The 1,200-nt window shown below is 38.8% G+C and carries 1 protein-coding gene; it reads left to right on the top strand.

Annotation, left to right across the window (positions count from 1 at the left end; translation table 11 throughout):
* On the top strand, positions 1-1,049 hold a 1,049-nt coding region (locus ERX27_RS11105; protein WP_165983160.1), incomplete at its 5' end, for an IS4 family transposase.
* Positions 1,050-1,200: the final 151 nt, after the last annotated feature.

Here is a 1,200-nt window from a genome sequence, read left to right as displayed (position 1 = left end):
AGGTGAAAATCCTGAACTTAGACTACTATACAAAGAAGCTAGATACCTGTGCTTTCATTAAACTCCTGTTATATTCACAGTTATTTGAGACCGAAAGTCTACGAGCTATCAGTGACAGTGTTTTTTCAGAGAAACTTCAGAAAACCTTAGGTTTTGATTCTATCAGCTATTCTCAGCTTAGTAGAAAACTATCTGACGTTCCCACACAGATTTTTAAGGATATCTTCAGTCAGCTGTTAGACCAGATCCAGAGGGAGACGCATTTTAATCAGAAGAGAAAGATCACTACACCATTGAAGATCATTGACTCAAGTACACTGCCTCTGAACCTTCATCACTATCGCTGGGCAAAGTTCAGAAAAACAAAGTCAGGTGTCAAGCTGCACTTACGGTTGGTTCATATGGAAGATCATGATTCATATCCAGATGATTTTTACCTTACCAATGCCTGTGAGAATGATCAGAATCATCTTGAGCTTTTAGTGGATGACAAGGAATGTATGTACGTTTTTGATCGTGGATATGTACAGTACAGCAGATTTGATGAAATGACTGATGAAGGCTACTTCTTTGTATCCAGATTACGGAGTAATGCGGTTCATAGAGTCATTCACGATTTTGGTGCCGGCGAACAGAGCAGCGTCATTTCAGATGAGATGGTGGTTCTTGGAACAACGACTAACAGGACAGAGCATTACTTTCGCCGTGTGACTGTTCAGGATGAAAAAGGCAAAAACCTTGTCTTAGTGACCAATAGGTTTGACTTATCTCCGGAGAAGATTGGCGAAATCTACAAATCACGCTGGGCGATTGAACTGTTCTTTAAATGGATCAAGCAGCATCTGAACGTCAAAACATTTTACGGCTGTTCGGAGACAGCTGTCTCCAATCAGGTTTATATCGCTTTGATTGTCTACTGTTTGAATATGCTGATTAAGTTGAAGAATAATAGTAGAAAGAGTATTCTGCAGATCACCAGGTTACTTAAAGCCTCTATATGGAGCAAGGGACACCATCTGATTCGTAGAATCAGGGGGCCTATCCCCTGATAGTTACTAAAAAATGTCGCTTAGTTATTACGTAATTACATCAGTAAAAAAATGGATGATCGCTACCTCTGTTTAGGTGTTTTCAATTTTTAAATTTTCGTAGAAAATAAAAGTTCAGAAAATTCTGTATTTATTTATGCAACACTAGTGA

The organism is Macrococcus brunensis, from assembly GCF_004359615.1.
Taxonomy (GTDB): Bacteria; Bacillota; Bacilli; order Staphylococcales; family Staphylococcaceae; genus Macrococcus; species Macrococcus brunensis.
Note: the sequence above shows the minus strand (reverse complement) of the source record. Positions and strands in the feature narration are given on the sequence as shown.